This is a genomic window from Aquabacterium sp. UBA2148, assembly GCF_002328915.1.
Classification (GTDB): Bacteria; Pseudomonadota; Gammaproteobacteria; order Burkholderiales; family Burkholderiaceae_C; genus Aquabacterium; species Aquabacterium parvum.
The window spans coordinates 1-3790 of record NZ_DCXA01000262.1 but is presented as its reverse complement, the minus strand read 5'-3'; the positions used below and the strand labels follow the sequence as shown (position 1 = coordinate 3790).

5 protein-coding genes are annotated in these 3790 nt (G+C 66.5%); 1 reads left to right on the top strand and 4 read right to left on the bottom strand.

From position 1 onward, the window contains the following. Positions 1-1052 (bottom strand): trypsin-like peptidase domain-containing protein (locus tag B2W70_RS14580; protein ID WP_286746758.1); only part of this gene is annotated, 1052 nt, incomplete at its 3' end. Between the two features lie 67 nt (positions 1053-1119). Between B2W70_RS14580 and B2W70_RS14575 the strand changes: the two genes are divergently transcribed. Continuing rightward, entirely contained in the window at positions 1120-1830 is a 711-nt protein-coding gene (locus B2W70_RS14575; protein ID WP_414631075.1) for a Nif3-like dinuclear metal center hexameric protein, read from the top strand. Positions 1831-1869: 39 nt separating this feature from the next. On the opposite strand, the gene B2W70_RS14570 is transcribed toward B2W70_RS14575, so the two are convergent. The 3 genes from B2W70_RS14570 to B2W70_RS14560 form a co-directional block, all read right to left on the bottom strand. Continuing rightward, entirely contained in the window at positions 1870-2454 is a 585-nt protein-coding gene (locus B2W70_RS14570) for a CBS domain-containing protein (protein WP_058089384.1), read from the bottom strand. 226 nt (positions 2455-2680) lie between these two features. After that, positions 2681-3460 carry an imidazole glycerol phosphate synthase subunit HisF gene (gene hisF, locus B2W70_RS14565; RefSeq protein ID WP_058089385.1) on the bottom strand — a complete coding sequence of 260 codons (780 nt, stop codon included), beginning with the start codon at positions 3458-3460 and terminating at the stop codon, positions 2681-2683. Beyond that, positions 3460-3790: HisA/HisF-related TIM barrel protein (locus B2W70_RS14560; RefSeq protein WP_286746752.1), on the bottom strand; the 331-nt coding region annotated here is incomplete at its 5' end. The genes B2W70_RS14560 and hisF, both read right to left, overlap by 1 nt.

Sequence of the window (3790 nt, the reverse complement as noted above, 5' to 3'; positions counted from 1 at the left end):
GGTTTGAGCGCCGCGACGGCGTTGAGCAGCTGAGCCGTGTTGCCCACCTTGGCGCCGCCCACCTCGGTGACGACATCACCTGGCTTGAGCCCACCTTGCGCCGCCGGGCCGTCGCGCAGCACGCCAGTGATGAGCACGCCCTCGCGGGTCTGCAGGTTGAAGGTCTCGGCGATCTCGGGCGTGAGGTCACGCGGCTCGACACCGATCCAGCCCCGCGTGACACGGCCTTCGCGGATCAGGCTGTCCATCACCTGCCTGGCGGTGGAAACGGGGATGGCAAAACCGATGCCCATGTTGCCGCCCGAGCGGGAGTAGATGGCCGTGTTGATGCCGATCAGGTGGCCATTGGCGTCGACCAGCGCTCCGCCCGAGTTGCCCGGGTTGATGGCCGCGTCGGTCTGGATGAAGTTCTCGAAGGTGTTGATGCCCAACTGGTTGCGCCCCAGAGCGCTGACGATGCCGCTGGTCACGGTCTGGCCGACACCAAAGGGGTTGCCGATGGCCAGCACCGCGTCGCCCACCTGCAGGGCCTCGGAATTGCCCAGGGTGATGGCGGGCAAGCGCTCCAGGTCGATTTTGAGCACGGCCAGGTCGGTTTCGGGGTCGGTGCCAATGACCTTGGCGCGCGCACGGCGGCCATCGGAGAGCATCACCTCGATCTCGTTCATGCGATCGACCACATGGTTGTTGGTCAGCACGTACCCTTCAGGCGAGACGATGACGCCCGAGCCGATGCCCGACTGCGGCTGCTCGTTGGGCTCGCCAAAGAAGTAGCGGAACCAGGGGTCACGTCCCCGAGCGTTGCGCTGCTGCGTGTTGGCCGTGATCACGCTGACCACCGTGGGGGCGGCCTGACGCGCGGCATCGCTGAAGCCCAGCACAGGCTGGCTGGCCCGGCCAGCAGGCAATGGCGCCGTGCTGAGGGTGGCATCGGGGAGGGTTTGCCGCCAAGGCATCTCCTGGATCCATTGCGGCTTGAACGTGGCCACGACGAACAGAATGGCCACCGCGACCGTCACGGCCTGAGAAAATAAGAGCCAAGTTTTGCGCATGAACATCCACAAGCCAGAAAGGCCTGCCGTGATCGAAAGGGATACGCTGTTGTCACACCTCCACCAAATGCTGGAGGCAGACCGGTTCAAGGATTATGGGCCGAACGGCCTGCAGGTGGAGGGCAAGGCGCGCATTCACAAGGTGGTCACGGGCGTGACGGCCAGCCTGGCGATGATCGAAGCCGCTGTGGCCGAAGGCGCCGACGCCCTGCTGGTGCACCACGGCCTGTTCTGGCGCGGCCAGGATGGCCGCGTCACCGGCTGGATGCGCCAGCGCCTGGCCACGCTGCTGAAGCACGACATCAACCTCATCGCTTACCACCTGCCACTCGACGCCCACGCCTCGCTGGGCAACAACGCGCAGTGGGGGCAGCGCCTGGGCTGGGTGGCCGACGCCCGCTTTGGCGACCAGAACCTGGGCTTCATGGGCTCGGCCCCTGCAGACCTGGGCTTCGATGCATTGGTGCAACAACTGCGACAGGTCATGGGGCGAGAGGTGACCGGGGTGCCGGGAGATGGGCGCCCCATCCAGCGCGTCGCCTGGTGCAGCGGTGGCGCGCAGGGGTACTTCGAGCAGGCGATCGCCGCCGGCGCAGACGTGTTCCTGACCGGTGAAATCTCGGAGCCCCAGGCCCACTACGCCAAAGAAACCGGTGTGGCCTTCATCGCCTGCGGCCACCACGCCAGCGAGCGCTGGGGCGTGCAGGCCGTGGGAGAGCACCTCGCCCAACGCATGGGCGTGGCGCACACCTTCATCGACCTGCCGAACCCGGCCTGAGCGGCCAACTCTCACCAGGCGCCTGCAACGCCCGCGGCCTCAGTGCGCCAGCACCATCTCCAGCTCGGCGAAGTTGCGCGAGTGCAGATCGGGCTCGATGGTGGTGTTGAGCGCCTGCTCCAACCTGTTGGCAGAGAACAGGCCACGCAGCACGGTCGCGCCATCCTTCTTCTGTGTGACCAGCAGGTAGCGCAGGTTGTGTTCACGCAGGGTCGCCACGATGTCGCCCACATGGGCCACGCGCACATGGGCGATGTCCACGGTGTCCCATTGGGTGATGGGCACCATGATGTCGGCCACCGTCAGCTCGTGATGAGGCACGTGGTGGGCCGAAGCTCGCTGAACAGGGCGCTCGCCTTGCAGCACCTCGGCCGTGACCATGCCGACGAGTTCGCCGTCGGCGCCAGCCACGAAGACCATGCGAACACCGGCACGACGCATCACGTGCAGGGTTTGATCCAAGCCATCGCGGTGGCTCGCGATGACGCAGGGGCTGTGGTGCAGGTCGGTGAAGAGGCTGAGCGCCGGGTCGTGCGGCTGAGCCGAGCGCTGCACCTTGGGCAGGCTGGGAGCCAATGCGAGGGCCTGGACGGACAAAGGCTTGTAGCCGTGACGTTGGGGCATGACACGCTCCTTTCGATGTCGGTCCCCGCCCTGGCGGCCCGACCGGCTTGCGCGTCGGCACGGGCACAGAGGCGGGACACGTCCCAACGTCAGGTTACGCCTGTCGCAAGGCCTTGCATCGAGGGAAAAGCATGCCCCTGCCGGCAAGGGTGTGATCAAAGGCGCACCAAGCGCCTGCACTTCACCCTTGGCTGGGGGTTGTTGCAGCTGGCAAGTCTGCGCCGCATCAGGTGCGCACGGGGATGCCGCGCGCGGCCATCACGGCCTTGGCTTCGGCGACGGTGTATTCGCCGTAGTGGAAGATGCTCGCGGCCAACACCGCATCGGCACCACCCTGCTGCACGCCGTCGGCCAGGTGGTCGAGGTTGCCCACGCCGCCCGAGGCAATGACAGGCACGCCCACGGCGTCGCTCACCGCGCGCGTGAGTTCGAGGTCAAAACCCGATTTGGTGCCATCGCGGTCCATGCTGGTCAGCAGGATTTCGCCGGCACCGAACTCGGCCATCTGCCTGGCCCACGCCACCGCGTCGAGGCCGACGTTCTTGCGGCCACCGTGGCTGTAGACATCCCAGCCTGGCCCCTTGGCGGCCAGGTCATCGCCCTGGCGCTTCTTGGCGTCGATGGCCACCACGATGCACTGCGAGCCGTATTTGTCGGAGGCGTCGCGGATGACCTGCGGGTTGGCGATCGCGGCCGAGTTGAAGCTGACCTTGTCGGCGCCCGCGTTGAGCAAGCGGCGAACGTCGTCGACCGTGCGCACGCCCCCACCCACCGTCAGCGGGATGAAGACCTGCGAGGCCACGGCCTCGATGATGTGCAGGATCACATCTCGCCCATCGCTGGTGGCGGTGATGTCGAGGAAGGTGAGCTCGTCGGCGCCTTGTTCGTTGTAGCGCGCGGCGATCTCAACCGGGTCACCGGCGTCGCGCAGTTCAACGAAATTGACACCCTTGACGACCCGCCCGCCCGTCACATCCAGGCAGGGGATGATGCGTTTGGCCAGCATCAGGCGCCGCCGTTGAGTTCGTCGGCGCGCTTCTGCGCAGCGGCGAAATCGAGGTCACCGCTGTAGATGGCGCGACCGCAGATCACGCCTTCGACGCCTTCGCCCTCGACGGCGCAGAGCTCTTCGATGTTCTGGATGTTGGACAGGCCGCCCGAGGCGATGACCGGGATGGTCAGGGCCTGGGCCAGCTTCACCGTGGCATCGATGTTGATGCCGGTGAGCATGCCGTCGCGGCCGATGTCGGTGTAGATCACGCCTTCGACGCCGTAGTCCTCGAACTTCTTGGCCAGGTCGACGACCTCGTGGCCGGAGAGCTTGCTCCAGCCGTCG